The organism is Billgrantia antri (assembly GCF_017868935.1).
Lineage (GTDB): Bacteria > Pseudomonadota > Gammaproteobacteria > Pseudomonadales > Halomonadaceae > Halomonas > Halomonas antri.
Window position 1 is genome coordinate 511,112 of record NZ_CP053383.1, and the last position, 21,406, is coordinate 532,517.

Below are 21,406 nucleotides of genomic sequence, written 5' to 3' on the forward strand. Positions count from 1 at the left end.
CCTTGTCAGTCACCCGCACATATGTATATGGTGCCTGTCTGGACAGGCAGGCGGATCAACGCGAGCGAAGCGACTGCATGAATATCAAGACCCTCGGACTGGCGGCACTGCTGCTGGCCGGTTCCAGTACGGTGCTGGCCGAACCCTTCGAAGTTTCCGACATTCGCGTGGAGGGGCTGCAGCGGGTTTCCGCTGCTTCCGTCTTCAACGCCTTCCCCATCAGCACACGTGACCAGGTCGATGACCGTGAGCTTGCCGAGGCGGCTCAGAGCCTGTTCGCCACCGGCCTGTTCGAGGATATTCAGCTTGCTCGCGACGGCAACGTGCTGGTCATCCAGGTCGTCGAGCGGCCGACCATCTCGCGCCTCAACATCAGCGGCAACAAGCAGCTCTCGGAAGAGGACCTGCGTCGCGGACTGCGCGAAGGCGGGCTGGCGGAAGGCCAAGTGCTGCAGATATCGACGCTCGAGGACATCCAGCGCGAGCTGGAGGGGGTCTACCAGGCCCAGGGGCGCTACAGTGCGCGCATCGAGACCAGCGTGCGCGAGATCGACGAGGGGCGCGTCCAGGTCGATATCGACATCAACGAAGGTGCGGTGGCCAAGATCCGTCAGATCAACATCGTCGGCAATCGCCAGTTCGACGATGACGAGCTGCGCGAGGTGTTCGAGCTCAACGACCGTCCCGGACGCTTCTTCGGTTGGTTCTCGAAGGACGAGTACTCCCGCGAGGCGTTGGCCGGCGACCTGGAGCGGCTACGCTCCTTCTACCTTGATCGCGGCTACGTCAATTTCAACATCACCTCGACTCAGGTGTCGATCAGCCCCGACAAGTCGCAGATCTTCGTCACCATCAACGTCGACGAGGGCAGCCAGTACAGGCTGGGTAACATCGACTTCGCCGGCGAGCTGCAGATCAGCGAGCGCGAGGCGCGCAATCTGCTGCAGGTGGAGAGTGGCGAGACCTTCTCGCGCAGCGATGTGATCGCCACCAACGAGGCGCTGCGCTCGCGACTGGGCGCCGAGGGCTTCGCTTTCGCCCGCGTGGAGGGCGTGCCCGAGCCGCGCGCCGACGGCGAGACGGTCGACCTCACCTTCCATGTCGAACCGGGGCGCCGTGCCTACGTGCGCCGGATCAACTTCATCGGTAACACCACCACCCAGGACGAGGTGCTGCGCCGCGAGATGATCCAGATGGAGGGGGCACCGGCCTCCACCGAGTCGATCAGCCAGTCGCGTCGTCGTCTGGAGCGCCTGGGCTTTTTCCGCCAGGTGGAAGTGGAGACCCAGCCGGTGGCCGGCGAGCCCGACAAGCTTGACGTGACCTATACCGTCGAAGAGCAGCCTTCCGGCTCGGTGTCGGCGAGCATCGGTTTCTCCCAGAGCGCCGGGGTGATCTACGGGGCTGCCCTGGCGCAGAACAACTTCCTGGGTACCGGCAACCGCGTCAATATCGGCGCCCAGCGCAGCGACACCTTCACCAGCGTCAACTTCGGCTTCACCGATCCCTACTGGACGCTGGACGGCATCTCACGCGGTTACAATCTGTTCTATCGCGAGACCGACTACGAGGACTCGGATATCTCGACCTACTCCACCGACGCCTATGGCGCGGGGATCAACTTCGGCTATCCGGTCAGCGAACTGTCACGGCTCAACTTCGGGGCCAGCCTCGAGGACCTCTCGATCAAGACCTACCGCGATACCGCTTCGGAGATCGTGCGCTACGTCGACGACCAGGGCGCCGAGGCCCAGAGTCTCAAGCTCACCGCGAGCTGGACCCGCAACAACCTCAACCGCGGCATCATGCCCACCTCGGGCGATTACCAGCGCGTGTCGCTGGAGACCGCAGCACCCGGCAGCGATGCCGACTACTACAAGCTGCGCGCCCGCGCCCAGCAGCTCTTCGCGCTCAACGAGGAGGAGACCTGGGCCCTCAAGTTCGGCACCACTCTGGGCTATGCCGACAGCATCGGTAACGATCCCTACCCGTTCTACGAGAACTTCTTTGCCGGTGGCCTGGGGTCGGTGCGCGGCTTCACCGCCAACACCCTGGGTGAGCGCACCACGCCGCGCGAGTCCGGGCGCGACCGGACGCTGGGCGGCAACATTCTGGTCGAAGGCAGTGCCGAGCTGCTCTTCCCGCTGCCCTTCATCGAGGATCAGCGCTCGTTGCAGACCGGCTTCTTCGTCGATGCCGGCAACACCTTCTTGACCAGCTGCTACCCGGTGGTCGAGGGCGACGGCCCTTCGAATTGCTCGTCGGGTATCGATCTGGGCGAGCTGCGCTATAGCGTCGGCGTAGGACTCTCCTGGCTGACGCCGGTCGGGCCGCTGACCTTCAGCATCGCCGAGCCGCTCAACGACGAAAGCGGCGACGATACTCAGTTCTTCCAATTCTCGCTGGGCCAGACGTTCTGAGCCGGCCTGCCAAGAGGTGCTTTGCATGCGTAAGTCGATTGCCATTCTTTGCCTGGGACTGTTCGCCGCGCTGGCCGTCCCGGCCTACTCGGCCGAGGTCGCGGTACTGGACTGGCGCCGGGCGTTGCTCGCTTCCGATGCCGCCCAGCGCTCCATGCAGGACCTCGAGGGCCGCCTGTCCGGCCAGCAGCAGGAGGCCCAGTCGCTGGGCCAGGAGCTGTCCCAGCTGCAGCAGCGGCTGCAGCAGGAGGGCGATAGCCTCCCCGACGCCGAGCGACAGTCGCTGATTCAGGAATTCCAGCAGAAAGGCAGCCGCTTCGAGCAGCTGCGCCAGCAGATCATGGAGGCGCAGATGCAGGCCGAGCAGGAATTCCTGCAGCAGGCCGAGCCGAAGCTGCAAGAGGCGGTGGGCCAAGTGATCGAGCGACACGGCGTCGAGGTGTTGGTGGAACCCCAGGGTGTGCTTCACGCCGAACAGGACCTGCCCAATCTGACGGACGAAGTGATCGAAATCCTCAACACTCTCAACTGAACATTGCGGCAGTCGCTGTCGCTCGCTGTCGATACGGGTTTCCATGACGCATCCAGCAATTCGTGAATTCACCCTGGCCGAACTGGCCGAGCGGCTTGGCGCCCACCTGGTGGGGGACGGCGCTCGCCGGGTCCGGGGGCTGGCTACCTTGAAGGAGGCCGGCCCCGATCAGGTTGCCTTCGTGGCCAACCGCAGCTATCTGAAGGATCTGTCGGGGACCTCGGCCGGCGCCGTGCTGCTGCATCCGGAGCATGCAGACGCCTGCCCCGGGGCACGACTGGAGTTGTCGAACCCCTATCTTGGCTACGCCCAGCTGTCGCAGCTGTTCGACCCGATCCTGGCAGCTCCTCGAGGGGGCATCCATCCCGCGGCCGTGGTGGCCGATGACGTGGTACTGGGCGAGCGAGTCGAGATCGGCCCCAATGCCGTCATCGAGGCGGGTGTGGAGCTGGGGGACGAGGTGGTGGTCGGTGCCGGCTGCTTCATCGGCGCCGGCTCGCGCATCGGCGCCGGCTCGCGCCTGCATCCCAACGTCACCGTCTGTCATGGCGTGATCGCTGGGGCGCGGGTCATCCTGCACAGCGGCTGCGTGATCGGTGGCGACGGTTTCGGCTTTGCCCATGACGGCGGTCGCTGGCACAAGATCGCCCAGCTCGGTGGCGTGGTGCTGGGCGACGACGTCGAGGTGGGCAGCTGCTCCAGCATCGATCGCGGTGCGCTCGACGACACCGTGATCGGCAACGACGTCAAGATCGATAGCCAGGTGCAGATCGCGCACAATGTGCGCATCGGCGATCACACGGCGCTGGCCGGCTGCGTCGGTATCGCCGGCTCCACCCGGGTGGGCAGGAACTGCATGCTGGGTGGCGGCGTGGGGCTCGCCGGCCACCTGACACTCTGCGACGGCGTACAGGTCACCGGCATGAGTCTGGTGACCAACTCGATTCATGAGCCGGGCATCTACTCCTCCGGTACCGGGGCCATGGTCAATGGCTTGTGGCGCAAGAATGCGGTGCGCTTCAAGCAGCTCGATGATTTCGCCCGGCGTCTGGCGCGGCTGGAGAAGCGCAGCCAGGAGGGTTGAGGCAGGGTCGGGCGGCGCTATAATTCCGCTTGCCTGATGCAGGCGTTCTATTGGGAAGCCCGGGCGATGCGCGCCGACGCTCGTAATGGCTTCCCTACTTCATTTCAGAGGTCGCTACGATGGTAATGGACATCAACGAGATTCGTGAATACCTGCCGCACCGATACCCGTTCCTGCTGATCGACCGGGTAACGGAGCTGAGCCTGGGTGAATCCATCGTTGCCTACAAGAACGTCAGCATCAACGAGCCGTTCTTCAATGGCCATTTCCCACACCATCCGATCATGCCCGGGGTGCTGGTGCTGGAAGCGCTGGCGCAGGCCTGTGGAATTCTCGGCTTCAAGACCGTCAACAAGCTGCCGGCCGACGGCTATGTCTATTACCTCGTAGGTAGCGACAACGCACGTTTCAAGCGGCCGGTGATGCCGGGCGACCGACTGCGGCTGGAGGCGAAGGTCGAGCGTGAAAAGCGCGGCATCTGGAAGTTCGCCTGTCGTGCTACGGTAGATGGCGAACTGGTCTGCGAGGCCGACGTCATCTGTGCGGAGAGGAAGGTTTCTTGATACATACCACTGCCATCGTCGACCCTGGGGCACGTCTGGCCGAGGATGTGGAAGTCGGGCCCTTCAGCGTGATCGGACCCGACGTCGAGATCGGGCCCGGCAGCCGTATTGGCCCACACGTTGTCATCAAGGGGCCGACCGTACTGGGAGCGCGAACGCGTATCTTCCAGTTCGCCTCGGTGGGCGAGGATTGCCAGGACAAGAAATATGCCGGCGAGCCGACGCGTCTGGTGATGGGCGACGACAACGTCATTCGCGAATGCGTGACGCTGCATCGGGGTACCGCACAGGACCGGGGCGAGACCACCATCGGTTCGCGCAACCTGTTCATGGCCTATGTGCATGTCGGCCATGACTGCGTCATCGGCGACGACTGTGTGCTGGCCAACCAGGCGACCTTGGCCGGGCACGTGACCTTGGGCAACTTCGCCATTCTCGGCGGCCTGTCGGCGATTCATCAATTCTGTCACTTCGGCGATCACGCCATGGCCGGCGGTGGTTCAATCATCACCAAGGATACCCCCGCCTTCGTCATGATCAACGGCAATCCGGCCAGGGTGCACGGGCTCAACCAGGTGGGACTCAAGCGGCGCGGCTTCTCTGCCGAGACGATCAAGGCGCTGAACGATAGCTACCGGCTGGTCTATCGTCAGGGGCTGACCGTACCGCAGGCGCTGGAGGAGATACGCAGCCGCTACGCGCTGCCCGAGACCGAAACCTTCGCTGCCTCCATCGAGGTCTCGACACGCGGCATCATACGCTGACGCGGCTTCGCAACGGGTTGGATATGAGCAAGCTTGCGCGTGTCTATATCGTCGCCGGCGAAATGTCCGGCGACCTGCTCGGGGCGAGCCTGATGCGTGCGCTGAAGGCGCGCCATCCCGAGGTGCAGTTCCGTGGTATAGGTGGCCCCGGCATGATTGCCGAGGGTATCGACAGCCGCTTCCCGCTGGAAACGCTCTCGGTCATGGGCTTGGTCGAGGTGCTCAAGCATCTGCCCGAGCTGGTCCGGGTGCGTCGCGCCCTGCGCGCCGATGCCCTGGCATGGCAGCCCGACGTGATGATCGGCATCGATGCCCCGGACTTCAACCTCGGTCTCGAGCGTCAGCTGCGCGAGGCGGGGCTATCCACGGTTCATTATGTCAGCCCTACGGTATGGGCTTGGCGCCAGGGCCGAGTGAAGGGCATCGCCAAGTCGGTCGACGCCATGCTCCCTTCCTGCCCTTCGAGGCGGCCTTCTACGAACGACATCGCCTGCCGGTGGCCTTTGTCGGCCATCCGCTGGCCGACGAGCTGCCGCTGGTCTGTGATCGTGGCGGCGCGCGGGGCGAACTCGGCCTGCCGCAAGACGCGCCGGTGCTGGCCGTGCTGCCGGGCTCGCGGAGCAACGAAGTCCGCTTTCTCGGCACCACTTTTCTCGATGCAGCCGAGCGACTGTGTCGCGAACGTGCCGCACTCAAAGTGGTGATCCCAGCGGCGACACCGCTGCGCCGGGAGGAGCTCGAACGCCTGCTGGAAAGCCGTCCGACGCTGGAGGGGCGGGTCACGCTGCTCGACGGTCGGGCGCGCGAGGCGATGGTGGCCAGCGACGCGGTGCTGCTGGCCTCGGGCACGGCGGCGCTCGAGGCGATGCTATGCCACCGCGCGATGCTGGTGGCCTACCGCATGGCGCCGTTGACCCACTGGCTGGCCCGGCGCCTGGTCAAGACGCGGTGGATCTCGCTGCCCAACCTGATCGCCCAGGAAACCTTGGTGCCGGAGCTGATCCAGGACGCCGCGACGCCCGAGGCGATCGTCGCGCAGATCGGGCCGATGCTCGATGACGACGAGGCTCGCGCCCGCCTGGAGGCGCGCTTCGCCGAGCTGCATGCCGGGCTGCAGCGCAATGCCAGTGCCAGGGCGGTCGAGGCCATCGAGGCCGTGGTCGCAGGGCAGCCGCTGTCCGCCTCGCTGGACAGCGAAGCGGGGAGTGAGGCAGCGGCCGAACGGGCGCCGCAGAGAGGGAGAGAATAGACATGAGCGACTGTCCGTTTCCCCCGCTGGTGATCGACTACCAGGGCCATTTGCTGGCCGGTGTCGATGAAGTGGGCCGTGGGCCGTTGATCGGTGCGGTGGTGGCCGCAGCGGTGATCCTCGATCCCATGCGCCCCATCGAGGGCCTGACCGATTCGAAGAAGCTTACCCCGCAGCGGCGTGTACAGCTCGACGCTGAGATCCGTGAGCGAGCTCTGGCCTACGCCGTGGCAGAGGCGAGTCACGCCGAGGTCGATGAACTCAACATCTACCATGCCACCCATCTGGCCATGCGCCGGGCGATCGATGGCTTGTCGCTGGTGCCGGAGTACCTGCTGGTGGACGGCAATCGCCTGCCCGGGCATCATGTCCCCGGCCAGGCGATCGTCAAGGGCGATGCCCGCCATCCGGCCATCGCCGCCGCCTCGATACTGGCCAAGGTGGCCCGCGACGCGCAGATGGTCGCGCTCGACGGCCTGTTTCCCGAGTACGGTTTCGCCCGCCACAAGGGCTACGCCACGCCCGAACACCTGGACGCGCTGGAGCGCCTCGGGCCATTGCCCGAGCATCGCCGCTCGTTCGCCCCGCTGAAGGGCCAGCTCGAGCTGCTTTAGCCCACACACCGCCACACCCCGAGCCTCTTATGACCACGCCTTTCGTTCATCTCCGCGTGCACACCGAATACTCACTGGTCGACGGCCTGGTGCGGCTCAAGCCCCTGCTCAAGGCCACCGCCGAGCAGGGCATGCCGGCGCTGGCCGTGACCGACGAATCCAACCTGTTTGGCCTGGTCAAGTACTATCGCGGCGCTCAGGGCAGCGGCCTCAAGCCGGTCATCGGGGCTGACCTGTGGCTGGCCAATCCCCACGACGAGACGCACCCCTATCGGCTGACGCTGCTGGCGATGAACGGCACCGGCTACCGCAACCTCACCGAGCTGATCTCGCGTGGCTGGATGGAGGGGCAGCGCCAAGGGCGCGCGGTGCTGGAAAAGCGCTGGGTGTTCGCCCAGAGCGAGGGGCTGATCGCGCTCTCCGGCGGCCGCGAAGGCGAGATTGGGAGGCACCTGCTGTCGGACCATCGCGACGAGGCGCGTGCACTGCTCGAAGAGTGGAAGTCCGCCTTCCCCGATCGCTTCTATCTGGAGCTGATCCGCACCGGACGGCCGCTGGAGGAGGAGTGCGTGCACCTCTCGGTGGAGCTTGCCATGGCGACCGATACGCCGGTGGTGGCCACCAACGACGTGCGTTTCCTCGAGCGCGACGACTTCTGGGCTCACGAGACGCGGGTCTCAATCGGCGAGGGCAAGGCGCTCGACGACCCGCGCCGAGAGCGCAAGTATACCGAGGAGCAGTACCTCAAGAGCCCGGCGGAAATGGCCGAGCTGTTCGCCGACATTCCCGAAGCGCTCGAGAACAGCGTGATGATCGCCGCGCGCTGCAACGTCGACGTGCGCCTGGGCGAGATCTTCCTGCCCGAGTTCGAGATTCCCGAGGGCATGACCCAGGACGAGTTCTTCCGCAAGGTCTCCCACGACGGCCTCACCGAGCGCCTCGACTTCCTCTACCCGGCCGAGAAGTATCCGCGTGACGGTGCCGAGTTCGTCGAGATCGACAAGCGCTACCGCGAGCGGCTGGATTTCGAGCTCGACATCATCATCCAGATGGGCTTCCCCGGCTATTTCCTGATCGTGATGGACTTCATCAAGTGGGCCAAGGAGAACGACGTGCCGGTAGGGCCGGGGCGTGGCTCCGGGGCCGGCTCGCTGGTGGCCTACGCGCAGAAGATCACCGATCTCGACCCGCTGGAGTACGACCTGCTGTTCGAGCGCTTCCTCAATCCCGAACGGGTCTCGATGCCCGACTTCGACGTCGACTTCTGCATGGAGAAGCGCGACCGGGTGATCGAGTATGTGGCCGACCGCTACGGCCGCAACGCGGTATCGCAGATCGTCACCTTCGGCACCATGGCGGCCAAGGCGGTGGTGCGCGACGTGGCCCGTGCCCAGGGCAAGCCCTATTCGCTCGGCGACAAGCTCTCCAAGCTGATCCCTTTCGAGGTGGGCATGACGCTGGCCAAGGCCATCGAAGCGGAGCCGGCGCTGAAGGAGTTCATCGAGAACGACGAGGAAGCCGCCGAGATCTGGGAAATGGCGGTAAAGCTCGAGGGCATCACTCGTGGTACCGGCAAGCACGCCGGCGGCGTGGTGATCGCGCCCACCAAGCTGACCGATTTCTCGCCGCTGCTGTGCGACGAGGAGGGCAACGGCCTGGTCGTGCAGTTCGACAAGAACGACATCGAGGAGGCCGGGCTGGTCAAGTTCGACTTCCTCGGCTTGCGCACCCTGACCATCATCGACTGGGCGCTGGAAATGGTCGACAAGGTGCGTGCGGTCAAGGGAGAGGGGCCGCTCAACATCGATAGCATCCCGCTCGACGACGGACCCACCTTCGAGATGCTCAAGCGCGCCGAGACCACTGCGGTGTTCCAGCTCGAATCGCGCGGCATGAAGGAGCTGATCAAGCGCCTGCTGCCCGACTCGCTGGAGGACATGATCGCACTGGTCGCGCTGTTCCGCCCGGGGCCGCTGCAGTCGGGCATGGTCGACGACTTCATCAACCGCAAGCACGGCCGTGCCGAGATCTCCTACCCGCACCCGGACTATCAGCACGAGTGGCTCAAACCGGTACTCGAGCCCACCTACGGCATCATCCTCTATCAAGAGCAGGTGATGCAGATCGCTCAGGTTCTGGCCGGCTACACCCTGGGCCAGGCCGACATGCTGCGCCGGGCGATGGGCAAGAAGAAACCCGAGGAGATGGCCAAGCAGCGTGCCGGCTTCATGGAAGGCTGTGCGGCCAACGGCATCGACAAGGAACTGGCGGGCAACATCTTCGACCTGGTAGAGAAGTTCGCCGGCTACGGCTTCAACAAGTCGCATTCGGCGGCCTACGGCCTGGTCTCCTACCAGACCGCCTGGCTCAAGACGCACTACCCCGGCCCGTTCATGGCCGCGGTAATGTCCACCGAGATGGACAACCTCGACAAGGTGGTGCCGCTGATCGAAGAGTCGCGGCGCATCGGGCTCACCGTGACGCCGCCGGACGTCAATATCGGCGCCTACAAGTTCAGCGTCGACAGCGAGGGGCGCGTGGTTTATGGCCTGGGCGCCATTCGCGGCGTGGGCGAGGGGCCCATCGGTGCCATCGTCGAGGCGCGCGAGACGGACGGGGCGTTCGCCGACCTGTTCGACTTCTGCCGCCGGGTCGACCCCAAGCGCATGAACAAGCGCACGCTGGAGGCATTGATCCGTTCCGGCGCCCTGGACAACCTGGGCCCGAACCGCGCGGTGCTTTCCGCGGCACTCGACGACGCCATCCGCGCCGCCGCCCAGACCCAGACCAACCAGAACCTGGGCATGATGGACATGTTCGGCGAAGCCTTCGCCGACGATGAAGCCGAGAGCGATCCCTACGAGGCCTACCGCGGCGCCCGCGAATGGACCGACAAGGAGCGCCTCGCCGGTGAGAAGGAGACCTTGGGGCTCTACCTCACCGGGCATCCCATCGACGAGTACGAGAAAGAGCTCGCCCGTTTCGTCTCCACCCGCATCAGCGATCTCAAGCCCTCTCGCGAGTCGCAGCGCGTGGCCGGCCTGGTGGTGGCCATGCGCACCATGAAGTCCAAGCGTGGCGACACCATGGCATTCATTACCCTGGACGACCGCACCGGACGCATCGAGGCGTCGCTTTTCGGTGAGCTGTTCGATTCCCTGCGCGGCCAGATCGAGGCCGATCAGGTACTGATCGTCGAGGGCGAGGTCTCCAGCGACGACTTCTCCGGCGGCCTGCGCCTGCGCGGCAAGGATGTCACGCCGATGGTGGCCGCCCGTGCGCGCTACGGTGAGGCGGTGGAGCTCTCGCTGGACGGTACCCGGGTCAATGGCCGCTTGATCGACACCCTGCGCGACAGCCTGACGCCGCACCGCGACGACGGCGGCCTGCCGGTACGCCTGCGCTACCGCAACGACGCGGCGGCCGGCTGGATGGAGCTCGATGCGCAGTGGCGCGTGGCACCCAGCGACGAGCTGCTGATCGCGCTGCGTGAAGTAGAGGGGCAGGACGGCGTGCGCCTCAAATACCGCTAGGCCCACTACCCTTGGCAGCGATCGGCACTGGAGGAGGCCGCCGGGGCTGACCGGCGACAGTTCTTCGAGGAGGCGCTGTGAACCCATCCCTGGGCGCTACTTTTGCCATCCATGGCAAAAGACCTCCTCTCCGGCCCGTCCCCGGCACCCCTCGGTGCTGGAGAAGTCCGCATACGTTGCCTTGCGCCGTGCGTTGAGGGTGCGATAATGCCCGACACTCGATTTTATGGCTTCCGGGACGAATAGCATCCATCATGCCCCGGCGACAGCAAAGACAAGGCGGCCCAGCCACTATGAATCCCAACTATCTCGATTTCGAACAGCCCATCGCCGAACTTCAGGCCAAGATCGAAGAACTGCGCCTGGTCGGCAACGACAGCCAGCTCAACCTCAGCGACGAGATCAGTCGCCTCGAGGAGAAGAGTCGCAAGCTCACCGAGTCGATTTTCAAGGACCTCACGCCCTGGCAGGTGTCGCAGATTTCGCGCCATCCCCAGCGCCCCTATACGCTCGACTACCTCGAGCATGTCTTCACCGACTTCGATGAGCTGCACGGCGATCGTCGTTTCGCCGACGACCCGGCCATCGTCGGCGGCGTCGCCCGCCTCGACGACCGCCCGGTGATGGTCATCGGCCACCAGAAGGGGCGTGACGTCAAGGAGAAGGTGCGGCGCAACTTCGGCATGCCGCGCCCTGAGGGCTACCGCAAGGCGTGCCGCCTGATGGAGATGGCCGAGCGCTTCAAGATGCCGGTGCTCACCTTCATCGACACGCCGGGCGCCTACCCCGGCATCGACGCCGAGGAGCGCGGCCAGAGCGAGGCCATCGCCTACAACCTGGCGGTGATGTCGCGGCTCAAGACACCGATTATCTCCACCGTGGTGGGCGAGGGCGGCTCCGGCGGGGCACTGGCCATCGGCGTGTGCGACGAGCTGACCATGCTGCAGTACTCCACTTATTCGGTGATCTCGCCCGAGGGCTGTGCCTCGATCCTGTGGAAGAGCGCCGAGAAGGCCGCCGATGCCGCCCAGGCCATGGGCATCACCGCCGAGCGACTGCAGGAGCTCGGCTTCGTCGATACCCTGATCGAGGAGCCGCTGGGCGGCGCCCACCGCCACCCGCAGACCACCGCCGAGCGGGTCAAGGAGGCGCTGTTGGCGAGCCTCGAACGGCTCGAGGCGATGGATACCGACGCTCTGCTCGAGCGCCGGTATGAGCGGTTGATGAGCTATGGCGCACCGGCATAAGAGAGCGCCTCTACAGATCGTGATCGACGACGCCCTGGCGGAGACCCCGCCGGGGCGTGTCGTCTGGGTGGCGCTTTCCGGCGGGCTGGATTCGAGCCTGCTGCTGACCCTTGCCGCGGCGGCCTGCCGGCGCCATCCCCGGCCGCTGTACGCGCTGCACGTTCATCATGGCCTACAGGATGCCGCCGATGGCTTCGAGCTCCACTGTCGGCGGCTCTGCTCTCACCTCGGCGTGCCGCTCTACGTCGAGCGCGTGGCAGTCGAGCGGGACGCCGGACTGGGGCTCGAGGGCGCGGCGCGTCAGGCGCGCTACGCCGCCTTCGCCCGTCGTGTGACACCGGGCGAAACGCTGTGGCTGGCGCAGCATCGCGACGACCAGGCCGAGACCTTCCTGCTCGCCGCCTTGCGCGGCAGCGGCGTGCGTGGCCTGGCGGCCATGCCCGGGCGGCGTGAGTGGCAGGGCCGACGCCTCGAGCGCCCACTGCTTGCCCACACCCGGGTCGAGCTCGAAGCCGAGGCCGAGCGGCTCGGCTTGCCGTGGATCGACGACCCCACCAATGCCGATGAGAGCCTCGATCGCAACTTCCTGCGCCGCAGCGTGCTGCCGCTGTTGCAGTCGCGCTGGCCCCATGCGGTCGATGCTCTGGCACGCAGTTCACGCCACGCCGCCGATGCGGAAGAGATGATCGAGGCGCTGGCCGAGGGCGATCTCGCTGCGCTGGGGGGAGAGCCTGGGTGCCTACCGGTGGCGGGGCTCGCGTCGCTCGAGCCCGCCCGCTGCCGTTCGCTGGTGCGCCTTGCCTGCCGCCGGCTGGGGCTGGCGCCGCCGCCTTCGGCGCGTCTCGATACCCTGCTGATTCAGTTCGAGGCGCGCGAGGACGCCCAGGCGTGCGTCGACTGGGCCGATGCCGAGGCGCGGTTATGGCGTGGCCAGCTCTATCTGCAGCGCCGGCTTGCTGCGTTGTCGGCCGAATGGCGGGCCGAATGGCGCGGGGTGGAGCCGTTACCAACGCCTTGGGGAGAGGCCGCGGTGGCATTGGCGCCTGCCGATGGGCACCCGGTACGGCTGGTGCTGCTCCCGCGTCGGGGTGGCGAGCGCCTGCGTCTGGCCGGGCGAGGCCGACGCGACCTCAAGCGGCTGCTGCAGGAGGCCGGGGTGTCGCCCTGGGCGCGTGAGCGCGTGGCCGTGGTCTGGTACGAGGAGACGCCGGTGGCGGCACTGCTGCTGCCGGAGGGGCGCTGGGTCGCGGTGGCCGCCGGCTGGCTAGCGCAGCCGGCGGTTTGAGCCCCGCTGGGGCCGGCTGCGATGAGCGGTTCAAGTGATGTGCAGGGCGAAGCCCGCGGTCTCCTGGTAGGAGGCTTCCTGCTCCAGGTCGGTGCGCAGCAGCAGCGCTTCGTCGCTCTCCCCCGCAACCAGCGCCAGCTGCAACGCCTCACCATCGTTGACCGCGAGACGCGGCGTCTCGGTGGGCTGTTCCCCCCGCGAGTGGTTGAGCAGCACCGCCAGACGCAGCAGCCGGGCCAGGCGGGCCAGAGGGAGCTGCTGCGACACGGGCAGCGCGCGCCATTCGCGCAGCGGGAACTTCCGCCGGTGGGCGCGCACCAGGAACGCCAGCAGCCGCTGCTCGGGACGCGAGAAGCCGGCCAGGTCCGAATGTTCCAGCAGATAAGCACCGTGGCGATGGAACTGGCTGTGGGAGATGGCCAGGCCGATCTCGTGCAGGCGCGCGGCCCAGTCGAGAAAGCGTGCATGATCGTCACCGAGCCCCCAGGCCGCTCGCACCTGGGCGAACAGCCGGGCGGCGGAGAGCGCCACGTTCTCGGCCTGGCGCATGTCCACGCCATGGCGCTGCTGCAATGAGGCCAGCGTCTTGAGACGCGAATCCTCGGGGCTGTTGCGGCCCACCATGTCGTAGAGCACGCCTTCCCGCAGGGCGCCATCGGCATAACGCAGCTGATCGAGGCCGAACGCCTCGAAGATGGCGACGAGTATCGCCACCCCGGCGGGAAAGACCCGGGCGCGATCCGCCTTGAGGCCCTCCAGGTCCACCCGGTCGAGGTGGCCGCAGGCGATCAGGTCACGGCGTATCCGCTCGAGTCCCTTGCGTGTCACCAGGCCATCGGGGGCGCCGCCGGCGGCGGCAATGACCGAGGCGGCCGCCTTGATCGTGCCGCTCGAACCCACCGGATCGTTCCAGCCCAACTGGCAATAGGGACGACGGATATTGGCCAGTTCCGAGCGCGCCGAGAGCTCGGCGCGGCGCATGCGCTTCTCGCTGATCTCGCCATCTTCGAAGAAGCGGCGGGTATAGGTCACGCAGCCCAGTTGCAGGCTCTCCAGCGCCAGTGGCTCGAAGCGCTCGCCAATGATGAACTCGGTTGAGCCGCCACCGATGTCGATGATCAGCCGGCGGCCGTTCTCGGCCAGGGAATGGGCGGCACCAAGGTAGATCAGGCGCGCCTCCTCGCGACCGCCGATGATCTCGATGCGATGTCCCAGCAGGGCTTCGGCGCGGTCGATCAGCGTCTGGCTGTTGTGCGCGTCGCGCAGGGCGTTGGTGCCCACCACGCGCAGCTGGCCCTGGGGGATGTCGGCGACGAACGGAGCAAAGCGGGCCAGACAGTCCAGCGCCCGCTGCATGGCGGCCTCCTCGAGCTGACCATCGGCGTCGAGTCCGGCGGCCAGCTGCACCTTCTCGCCGCGCCGCGCGACGACCTGCAGGCGGTCATCCTGGTAATGCGCGACCAGCAGGTGAAAGCTGTTGGAGCCCAGGTCGATGGCGGCCAGGCGCGTGGGACTCGGCGGCTGCGTCAGAGTGGCGGTAGCGTCGGTGGGCTGGGGCCGTTCCGTGGGTGAAGTCATCGAGGCATCCTGATGGCGAATGGCTAAAGGGTGCTGCGACGGCTGGATCGTGTCAATCTCACAAGGTTGATCGACAGGGTTGCGTTCCTCGTCGGCGTTGACTAACATCGGGTCGTTCGCCTGTTCCGAATGCTTTCCGACCGAGACACGACGTCCGCGTCGCGGTCAACATCAAGTCGTCAGTCAGCCCCCTTTTTGTCGCCCTGTCATGTGCCGGTAGCCATGGTGGCACTTGAGACGCACCAGGCGAAGAGTCGAGGCGACGAGAAGTGCTGCTCCCTCGAACACGATACCGTGCCGGCGGCCCTTGCGCAGAATGGTCGTAGCGCGACGGGAATCGCGCATGAGCGACAGCTTCCCGGGCTCTGAACGCACCCAAGCGGCGTACCGTTCTTTCTCCGCACCACTCCCACGGCCGCCGTGCCGCCACGCTGACATGAGCAACTTCCGAACGCACCGATGAATCTTACCGAACTCAAGCAAAAATCCGTGCCGGACCTTCTGGAGATCGCCCGTGAGATGGGCATCGACAACCTGGCCCGCTCGCGCAAGCAGGACATTATCTTCGCCATCCTCAAGAAGCACGCCAAGAGCGGCGAGGACATCTATGGCGACGGTGTCCTGGAAATCCTCCAGGACGGCTTCGGCTTCCTGCGCAGTGCCGACAGCTCCTACCTGGCCGGCCCCGACGACATCTACGTCTCGCCGTCGCAGATCCGTCGCTTCAACCTGCGCAAGGGGGATTCGATCTCCGGCAAGATTCGCCCGCCGAAGGAAGGGGAGCGCTATTTTGCGCTGCTCAAGGTCAGCGAGATCAACTTCGACAAGCCGGAAAACGCCAAGCACAAGATCCTGTTCGAGAACCTCACGCCGCTGTTCCCCCAGGAGCGGCTGCGCATGGAGATCGGCAACGGCTCCACCGAGGATCTCACCGCTCGCATCATCGATCTCACCGCCCCCATCGGCAAGGGCCAGCGCGGCCTGATCGTCTCGCCGCCCAAGGCCGGCAAGACGCTGATGCTGCAGAACATCGCCACCTCGATCACACGCAACAATCCCGAGTGCCACCTGATCGTGCTGCTGATCGACGAGCGCCCGGAAGAAGTGACCGAGATGTCGCGTACCGTGCGCGGCGAAGTGGTCGCCTCGACCTTCGACGAGCCGCCGGCACGCCACGTGCAGGTCGCCGAGATGGTGATCGAGAAGGCCAAGCGCCTGGTCGAGCACAAGAAGGACGTGGTCATTCTGCTCGACTCCATCACACGTCTGGCGCGCGCCTACAACACCGTGGTCCCTAGCTCCGGCAAGGTGCTCACCGGCGGTGTCGACGCCCACGCCCTGGAGAAGCCCAAGCGCTTCTTCGGTGCCGCGCGTAACATCGAGGAGGGCGGCAGCCTGACCATCATCGCCACCGCGCTGGTCGACACCGGCTCGAAGATGGACGAGGTGATCTTCGAGGAGTTCAAGGGTACCGGCAACATGGAAGCCCACCTGGACCGCAAGCTCGCCGAGCGCCGCGTCTACCCGGCGATCAACATTCGCCGCTCCGGCACCCGCCGCGAGGACTTGATCGCCTCCGAGGACGAGATGCAGCGCATGTGGATCCTGCGCAAGCTGCTCAACCCGATGGAGGATACCGCGGCCACTGAATTCCTCATCGACAGGCTCAAGGACACGAAGACGAACCTCGAGTTCTTCGAAGCAATGAAACGCCGCTAAGTTGAACGGCGGTGCGGAAAGGGGCGGCATGCTAAGCTGCCCCTTTCGTCGTTCCGGAAACGGGAAATCGAATGAAGTACAACGACCTGCGCGACTTCATCGCGGCCCTGGAAGCCCAGGGCGAGCTGATACGGGTTTCTGCCGAGGTGGACCCCTACCTCGAGATCACCGAGATCTGCGACCGCACCCTGCGCGCCGGTGGCCCGGCGCTGCTGTTCGAGAACGTCAAGGGCCACGACATGCCGCTGCTCGGCAACCTGTTCGGCACGCCCAAGCGGGTCGCCATGGGCATGGGCCAGGACAGCGTCGAGGCGCTGCGCGAGGTGGGCAAGCTGCTCGCCTTTCTCAAGGAGCCGGATCCCCCCAAGGGCTTTCGCGACGCCTGGGACAAGCTGCCGATCTTCAAGCAGGTGATGAGCATGGGGCCGAAGACGGTGCGCAGCGCCCCGGTGCAGCAGGTGATACTTGAGGGCGACGACGTCGACCTCGACCGCCTGCCGATCCAGCACTGCTGGCCGGGCGATGCCGCGCCGCTGGTGACCTGGCCGCTGGTGGTGACCCGCGGGCCGCACAAGAAGCGCCAGAACCTGGGCATCTATCGCCAGCAGAAGCTCTCCAGGAACCGGCTGATCATGCGCTGGCTGTCGCACCGCGGCGGCGCGCTGGACTTTCAGGAGTTCCAGCAGGCGCACCCGGGAGAACCCTTTCCGGTAGCGGTGGCGCTGGGCGCCGACCCGGCCACCATTCTCGGCGCGGTGACCCCGGTACCGGACTCCCTCTCCGAGTATGCCTTCGCCGGGCTGTTGCGCGGCTCGCGTACCGAACTGGTCAAGTGCGGCCACGCCGACCTCGAGGTGCCGGCCTCCGCCGAGATCATTCTCGAAGGCTTCATCTACCCCGACGACATGGCCCCGGAAGGCCCCTACGGCGACCATACCGGCTACTATAACGAGGTCGACGAGTTCCCGGTGTTTACCGTGACCCGCATGACCATGCGCCGCGACGCCATCTATCACTCGACCTATACCGGGCGACCGCCTGACGAGCCGGCGATCCTCGGCGTCGCACTCAACGAAGTGTTCGTGCCGATTCTGCGCAAGCAGTTCCCCGAGATCGTCGACTTCTACCTGCCGCCTGAGGGCTGCTCCTACCGCATGGCAGTGGTGACCATGAAGAAGCAGTATCCCGGTCACGCCAAGCGCGTGATGATGGGCGTATGGAGCTTCCTGCGCCAGTTCATGTACACCAAGTTCGTGGTGGTGCTTGACGACGACGTCGACGCCCGCGACTGGAAGGACGTGATCTGGGCCATCACCACGCGCATGGATCCGGCACGGGACACCGTGATGGTCGAGAACACGCCCATCGATTACCTCGACTTCGCCTCGCCGGTGGCGGGGCTGGGGTCGAAGATGGGGCTGGACGCCACTTCCAAGTGGCCCGGCGAAACCGAGCGAGAATGGGGCACTCCCATCGTCATGGACGAGGCCGTCAAGGCCCGCGTCAGCGAACGCTGGAACGAGCTGGGTATTCACCTTCCCCCATCCCCTGACGACAAGAGGCCTGCATGACCCCGAGGACCCTGAGCTGCCAGGTGACGGCAGTGGAGGACCTGACCCCAGACGTGTTCCGCGTACGCCTGGAAGGACGCGCCGAGGCCATGGCCCACGAGCCGGGCCAGTATCTCGAGCTCAGGCTCGATGACGAGACCTGGGTACCGTTTTCCATCGCCAGCGCGCATCGCGGCGACGGCACCCTGGAGCTGCACATCCAGCACTGGCCGGAGCGGGAGAACTCCGCCCGGCTGCGTGAGCTGATCGTGGTGGCGCATCACCTGACGGCGCGACTGCCGGGCGGCGATTGCGTGCTGGATTCCACCAGCCAGCGCCCGCTGCTGCTGATCGCCGCCGGTACCGGTTTCGCCCAGATGAAGGCGATCGTCGAGGCCTCGTTGCACGAGGCGCCCGAGCGACCCATCGAGCTGTGGTGGGCGGCCCGTGAACGGCGTGACCTCTATCTCGAGAGCCTGCCGCGGCAATGGGCGGAGCAGCACGAGAGCGTGCGTTTCCACGTGGTCACCGAGACGGCGCCGGAGCCGCCGGTCACCGGTGAGCGCATCCAGGGCCATCGGGGCCGCATCGACCAGGCGTTGGCTGCCGGGCTCGAGGACGTCAGCGGCCATGACGTCTATCTCTCCGGCTCGCCGGGCATGGTCTATGCCTGTGTCGACGTGCTGGCTTCGCTGGGGTTGGAGCCGAGCCGGGTTTTCTCCGACGTCTTCGCCTATGCGCCGCGCCAGCCGTTGGTGCCCACCGCGGGAGTGCTGCGCCGGGGGAGCGCACGGTGAGTGCCTCGCCGATACTGATCACCGGTGGCGCCCAGCGCCTGGGCCGTCACTGCGCCGAGCGCCTGGCCGAAGATGGCCATCCGGTGATCGTCAGCTATCGCCGCGAGCGCCCCGAGCTCGAGGCCCTGCGCCGTCGGGGCATCGTGACCCTGCCGGCGGATTTCTCCAGCGAGGCGGGAATCCTCGACTTCATTGCCCGTCTCAAGGGTGAAACGAAGTCGCTGCGCGCCATCGTGCACAACGCCGGCGACTGGGCGCCGGACAGCCAGGGCGACGAGGCCGGGGTCGCTTTCGAGCGACTGTTCCGCGTGCACATGCAGGCGCCCTACCTGATCAACCTGCATTGCCGCGAGCTGCTCGAAGCGTGCGCCGAGCCCCAGCGCGACATCGTGCACATGACCGACTACGTGGTGCAGAAGGGCTCGAAGCAGCACGCGGCCTATGCTGCCACCAAGGCGGGGCTGGCCAATCTGACGCTCTCGTTCGCGGCCATGTACGCGCCCCGGATCCAGGTCAACGCCATCGCGCCCGCCTTGATCATGCTGGGCGAGAGCGACGACGATGCCTATGCCGAGAAGGCCAGGGCCAAGTCGGTCATGGAGATGGTGCCGGGGCCGGGAGTGATCTACCAGAGCCTGCGCTACCTGCTCGACAACCGTTACGTAACCGGGATCACCCTGCCGGTCGATGGCGGGCGCCACCTTCGCTAGAATGTTCCTCCCCCTGACAATGCAAGAGGAACCCACATGGCGAATGACCATGACTTCAAGGACGACAGCGGTCTGCTGTCGATCGTGCTGGGCCTGGTGGTACTGGTCAGCATGGCTGCACTACCGGCCACCATCGGCTGGTATCAAGTGTTCGCGGGCTGACGGCCACGCTTGCCAAGCCTGCCCCGATGGGGCACGATGACCGCAGAACATCGGGAGACGACCATGACACCGAAGCAGAGAACGAACCTTGCCGTTACCTACCGCACCCCGCGTGCGGTGGCTGCGCTTGGCGTCGGCTTCGGTGGTCAGTACTGGTATTGGTTTAGCACCGGTGTGCCCGCGGCCGGGTCCTGAACGAGGACAGCGCCGCGAAGGCACACCCTAACCGGGTTGCCTCCCTTGAAACCCCCGGTCGGCAACCCCGACCGGGGGTTTTGCGTAGGCAGGCCCCAACGTTTTCGACACAGGAGACGCACCATGATCGTACGCCGCGCCACTTACGCCGCCTATGCCCGTCATGCCTATTATGGCTGGGATTACGGCTGGCGATTTAGCGCCGCGCGGTCGGTCCAGTGCGCCACCTCCGACCGTGAAATGACCGGTGGCATGACGACACGATGTTTGCCGATCCCACGGAGTTGAAGACACCATGAATGCCCCCGCATCGCTTGCCCAAGGCCTGGCTCATGGCCATGCCGATCTCGCCGTTACCCATGCCAGCCGGGTCGAAATGACACTGCCAACGCCCGGCGAACTGCGTCGCCGGCTTCCTGTGACACCCCTCGTGGCCGAACGCCTGCACGGCCAGCGGCGCGCCATTCAGGACATCGTCTGTGGCCGTGACGACCGCCTGCTGGTGGTCGTGGGGCCCTGCTCAATCCATGATCCCCTGGCGGCACTGGAGTACGCTCACCGTCTGGCCGAGCTGGTGCCGAAGGTAAGCGATCGTCTGCTGCCGGTGATGCGGGTCTACGTGGAAAAGCCGCGTACCACCGTAGGCTGGAAGGGACTTGCCTACGATCCTGATCTGGACGGCAGCGGCGACATGGCTCGCGGTCTGCATGTGTCGCGTCACCTGATGAACGAGATTGCGGCGCTGGGACTGCCGGTAGCCACCGAGGTGCTGCAGCCTATGCTGGCCGCCTACCTCGACGACCTGTTGGCCTGGGTCGCCATCGGGGCGCGTACCACCGAATCGCAGCTGCATCGCGAACTCGCCAGTGGCCTCGAGGCGGCGGTGGGCTTCAAGAATGCCACCAGCGGTGAGGTTGGCGTGGCGGTGGATGCCATTCGCGCGGCGGCTCACCCCCATCAGCATTTCGGCCTCGACGATCAGGGCCGTCCGGCGCTGCACGAGACCACGGGTAACCGCCATGCGCACGTGGTGCTGCGAGGCGGGCGCCATGGACCCAACTACGACAGCGATGCGGTGGGTGAGGCTCGCCGAATGCTGGAGCGTGCTGGGCTGCCTGCACGCCTGATGGTCGACTGCAGCCACGCCAATGCGCGCAAGGATCATCGCCGCCAGGCTGAAGTGCTGCGCGATGTAGTGACACAGCGCCTGGGTGGCGAAACGGCCCTGATGGGGCTGATGCTGGAGAGCCATCTGGAGGAGGGGCGCCAGGAACTCACCCCCGGCGCGTTGCGCCACGGCGTCTCGGTGACCGACCCTTGCCTGGGCTGGCGGGAGACCGAGGCGCTGTTGCAGGAGACCGCTGACAGGCTGCGCTGAACCGGAGTGGGCGAGTGAGACCTGTA

At 66.0% G+C, this 21,406-nt stretch carries 18 protein-coding genes and 1 pseudogene; 17 read left to right on the forward strand and 2 right to left on the reverse strand.

Annotation, left to right across the window (positions count from 1 at the left end):
* Positions 1 to 77 precede the first annotated feature (77 nt).
* From bamA to tilS, 10 genes and pseudogenes are all read left to right on the forward strand, one after another.
* Complete coding sequence (bamA, locus tag HNO53_RS02435) at positions 78 to 2,420, forward strand: outer membrane protein assembly factor BamA (RefSeq protein WP_240549065.1); 2,343 nt, start codon at positions 78 to 80, stop codon at positions 2,418 to 2,420.
* Positions 2,421 to 2,445: 25 nt separating this feature from the next.
* On the forward strand, positions 2,446 to 2,952 hold the full coding sequence (locus tag HNO53_RS02440; protein WP_209475953.1) for an OmpH/Skp family outer membrane protein: 507 nt from the start codon (positions 2,446 to 2,448) through the stop codon (positions 2,950 to 2,952).
* Positions 2,953 to 2,995: 43 nt separating this feature from the next.
* A complete protein-coding gene (gene lpxD, locus HNO53_RS02445; protein WP_209475955.1) occupies positions 2,996 to 4,036 on the forward strand; it encodes a UDP-3-O-(3-hydroxymyristoyl)glucosamine N-acyltransferase in 1,041 nt (346 codons plus the stop codon).
* Between the two features lie 119 nt (positions 4,037 to 4,155).
* Positions 4,156 to 4,599, forward strand: a complete 444-nt coding sequence (gene fabZ, locus HNO53_RS02450) for a 3-hydroxyacyl-ACP dehydratase FabZ (protein WP_209475956.1) — start codon at positions 4,156 to 4,158, stop codon at positions 4,597 to 4,599.
* Positions 4,596 to 5,363, forward strand: coding sequence for an acyl-ACP--UDP-N-acetylglucosamine O-acyltransferase (lpxA, locus tag HNO53_RS02455; protein ID WP_209475958.1), 768 nt, complete (start codon positions 4,596 to 4,598; stop codon positions 5,361 to 5,363). Before fabZ ends, lpxA begins: the two co-directional genes overlap by 4 nt.
* 23 nt (positions 5,364 to 5,386) lie before the next feature.
* Positions 5,387 to 6,612, forward strand: a pseudogene (gene lpxB / locus HNO53_RS02460) (lipid-A-disaccharide synthase).
* 2 nt (positions 6,613 to 6,614) lie between these two features.
* Positions 6,615 to 7,226, forward strand: a complete 612-nt coding sequence (rnhB, locus tag HNO53_RS02465) for a ribonuclease HII (protein ID WP_209475960.1) — start codon at positions 6,615 to 6,617, stop codon at positions 7,224 to 7,226.
* 29 nt (positions 7,227 to 7,255) lie between these two features.
* Positions 7,256 to 10,759 carry a DNA polymerase III subunit alpha gene (dnaE, locus tag HNO53_RS02470; RefSeq protein ID WP_209475962.1) on the forward strand — a complete coding sequence of 1,168 codons (3,504 nt, stop codon included), beginning with the start codon at positions 7,256 to 7,258 and terminating at the stop codon, positions 10,757 to 10,759.
* Between the two features lie 293 nt (positions 10,760 to 11,052).
* Complete coding sequence (accA, locus tag HNO53_RS02475; RefSeq protein WP_209475964.1) at positions 11,053 to 12,006, forward strand: acetyl-CoA carboxylase carboxyl transferase subunit alpha; 954 nt, start codon at positions 11,053 to 11,055, stop codon at positions 12,004 to 12,006.
* A 19-nt stretch (positions 12,007 to 12,025) separates the two neighbouring features.
* Positions 12,026 to 13,291, forward strand: coding sequence for a tRNA lysidine(34) synthetase TilS (gene tilS / locus HNO53_RS02480; RefSeq protein ID WP_242597517.1), 1,266 nt, complete (start codon positions 12,026 to 12,028; stop codon positions 13,289 to 13,291).
* 30 nt (positions 13,292 to 13,321) lie between these two features.
* Here the strand turns inward: tilS and ppx are convergent, their stop codons facing one another.
* Together ppx and HNO53_RS02490 are read right to left on the reverse strand one after the other, a co-directional pair.
* Positions 13,322 to 14,869, reverse strand: coding sequence for an exopolyphosphatase (gene ppx, locus HNO53_RS02485; RefSeq protein ID WP_209475967.1), 1,548 nt, complete (start codon positions 14,867 to 14,869; stop codon positions 13,322 to 13,324).
* A gap of 183 nt (positions 14,870 to 15,052) precedes the next feature.
* Positions 15,053 to 15,214 (reverse strand): hypothetical protein, encoded by a 162-nt coding sequence (locus HNO53_RS02490; protein ID WP_209475969.1) that lies wholly within the window; start codon positions 15,212 to 15,214, stop codon positions 15,053 to 15,055.
* 114 nt (positions 15,215 to 15,328) lie between these two features.
* Between HNO53_RS02490 and rho the strand changes: the two genes are divergently transcribed.
* The 7 genes from rho (at position 15,329) to HNO53_RS02520 (ending at position 21,380) form a co-directional block, all read left to right on the forward strand.
* On the forward strand, positions 15,329 to 16,588 hold the full coding sequence (gene rho / locus HNO53_RS02495; RefSeq protein WP_209475970.1) for a transcription termination factor Rho: 1,260 nt from the start codon (positions 15,329 to 15,331) through the stop codon (positions 16,586 to 16,588).
* 71 nt (positions 16,589 to 16,659) lie between these two features.
* Positions 16,660 to 18,159 (forward strand): 4-hydroxy-3-polyprenylbenzoate decarboxylase, encoded by a 1,500-nt coding sequence (ubiD, locus tag HNO53_RS02500; protein ID WP_209475972.1) that lies wholly within the window; start codon positions 16,660 to 16,662, stop codon positions 18,157 to 18,159.
* A complete protein-coding gene (locus tag HNO53_RS02505) occupies positions 18,156 to 18,935 on the forward strand; it encodes an NAD(P)H-flavin reductase (RefSeq protein WP_209475974.1) in 780 nt (259 codons plus the stop codon). The genes ubiD and HNO53_RS02505 overlap by 4 nt, the downstream gene beginning before the upstream one ends.
* A complete protein-coding gene (gene folM, locus HNO53_RS02510) occupies positions 18,932 to 19,645 on the forward strand; it encodes a dihydromonapterin reductase (protein ID WP_209475976.1) in 714 nt (237 codons plus the stop codon). Before HNO53_RS02505 ends, folM begins: the two co-directional genes overlap by 4 nt.
* A 36-nt stretch (positions 19,646 to 19,681) precedes the next feature.
* On the forward strand, positions 19,682 to 19,807 hold the full coding sequence (locus tag HNO53_RS21560; protein WP_275951357.1) for a hypothetical protein: 126 nt from the start codon (positions 19,682 to 19,684) through the stop codon (positions 19,805 to 19,807).
* A 318-nt stretch (positions 19,808 to 20,125) separates the two neighbouring features.
* A complete protein-coding gene (locus HNO53_RS02515; protein WP_209475978.1) occupies positions 20,126 to 20,290 on the forward strand; it encodes a hypothetical protein in 165 nt (54 codons plus the stop codon).
* A 7-nt stretch (positions 20,291 to 20,297) separates the two neighbouring features.
* A complete protein-coding gene (locus HNO53_RS02520) occupies positions 20,298 to 21,380 on the forward strand; it encodes a 3-deoxy-7-phosphoheptulonate synthase (RefSeq protein ID WP_209475980.1) in 1,083 nt (360 codons plus the stop codon).
* Positions 21,381 to 21,406 lie beyond the last annotated feature (26 nt).

Bases quoted from the DNA above. Each gene is read 5' to 3' on its own strand.
- bamA (WP_240549065.1), top strand. From the start codon at position 78: ATGAATATCAAGACCCTCGGACTGGCGGCACTGCTGCTGGCCGGTTCC.
- HNO53_RS02440 (WP_209475953.1), top strand. From the start codon at position 2,446: ATGCGTAAGTCGATTGCCATTCTTTGCCTGGGACTGTTCGCCGCGCTG.
- lpxD (WP_209475955.1), top strand. From the start codon at position 2,996: ATGACGCATCCAGCAATTCGTGAATTCACCCTGGCCGAACTGGCCGAG.
- fabZ (WP_209475956.1), top strand. From the start codon at position 4,156: ATGGTAATGGACATCAACGAGATTCGTGAATACCTGCCGCACCGATAC.
- rnhB (WP_209475960.1), top strand. From the start codon at position 6,615: ATGAGCGACTGTCCGTTTCCCCCGCTGGTGATCGACTACCAGGGCCAT.
- dnaE (WP_209475962.1), top strand. From the start codon at position 7,256: ATGACCACGCCTTTCGTTCATCTCCGCGTGCACACCGAATACTCACTG.
- accA (WP_209475964.1), top strand. From the start codon at position 11,053: ATGAATCCCAACTATCTCGATTTCGAACAGCCCATCGCCGAACTTCAG.
- ppx (WP_209475967.1), bottom strand. From the start codon at position 14,869: ATGACTTCACCCACGGAACGGCCCCAGCCCACCGACGCTACCGCCACT.
- HNO53_RS02490 (WP_209475969.1), bottom strand. From the start codon at position 15,214: ATGCGCGATTCCCGTCGCGCTACGACCATTCTGCGCAAGGGCCGCCGG.
- rho (WP_209475970.1), top strand. From the start codon at position 15,329: ATGAATCTTACCGAACTCAAGCAAAAATCCGTGCCGGACCTTCTGGAG.
- ubiD (WP_209475972.1), top strand. From the start codon at position 16,660: ATGAAGTACAACGACCTGCGCGACTTCATCGCGGCCCTGGAAGCCCAG.
- HNO53_RS02505 (WP_209475974.1), top strand. From the start codon at position 18,156: ATGACCCCGAGGACCCTGAGCTGCCAGGTGACGGCAGTGGAGGACCTG.
- HNO53_RS21560 (WP_275951357.1), top strand. From the start codon at position 19,682: ATGGCGAATGACCATGACTTCAAGGACGACAGCGGTCTGCTGTCGATC.
- HNO53_RS02515 (WP_209475978.1), top strand. From the start codon at position 20,126: ATGATCGTACGCCGCGCCACTTACGCCGCCTATGCCCGTCATGCCTAT.
- HNO53_RS02520 (WP_209475980.1), top strand. From the start codon at position 20,298: ATGAATGCCCCCGCATCGCTTGCCCAAGGCCTGGCTCATGGCCATGCC.